The following is a 685-nucleotide window of genomic DNA, read 5'->3' on the forward strand; positions in this document are numbered from 1 at the left end:
GACGAGGGGCGCGAGCAGGGCGACGCGCATCAGTTTGACGACAACCGCTTCGCCGAGTGCGGCGTCGCCGGCGGTCTGGGCGGCGGCGACGACCTGGCCGACGTCGTGCACGCTCGCGCCGACCCAGCGGCCGAAGGCCTCGTCGGCGAGACCGAGGGGGTGTTGCAGGAGGGGGAGGGCGACGATGGCCAGGGTGCCGCAGAGGGTGACGAGGGTGACGGCGGTGGCGGAGTCGCGTTCGTCGCTGCCCCGGGCCTGGCCGACGGCGCCGACGGCGGACGCGCCGCAGATGGAGTAGCCGGCGGCGATGAGGAGGGGCTGGTCGCCGGGCAGGCCGATGCGGCGGCCGAGCCACCAGGTGCCGAGGAAGGTCGCCGCGACGGTGGTCAGGACGACGGCGAGGGCCGCCCAGCCGACGCCCAGTACGTCGCCGAGGCTGAGCTTCAGCCCGAGCAGGACGATGCCCAGGCGCATCAGGCGCCGGCCGGCCAGGGACAGGCCGGGCCGCGCGGCGCCGTGCACCAGGTCGCGCACCCGGGGGAGGTGGGCGGCGAGGAGGCCGAGGGCCACGGCGGCCGTCAGCATCGGCACGGCGGGGAGGAGCCGGTGCACGAGGTGGGCGGCGGCGACGGCGAGGGTGGCGAGCCAGAGGCCGGGAAGGGGGCCCGAGGCGCGGGTGGAGCGG

Annotated in this window: 1 protein-coding gene; it reads right to left on the reverse strand. The window is 77.4% G+C overall.

Annotated features, from left to right (window positions below; translation table 11 throughout):
* On the reverse strand, window positions 1-685 hold a 685-nt coding region (locus tag GL263_RS27540; RefSeq protein ID WP_194377966.1), incomplete at both ends, for a YeiH family protein.

Origin of the sequence: Streptomyces durbertensis (assembly GCF_014156695.1) — a bacterium.
GTDB lineage: Bacteria > Actinomycetota > Actinomycetes > Streptomycetales > Streptomycetaceae > Streptomyces > Streptomyces durbertensis.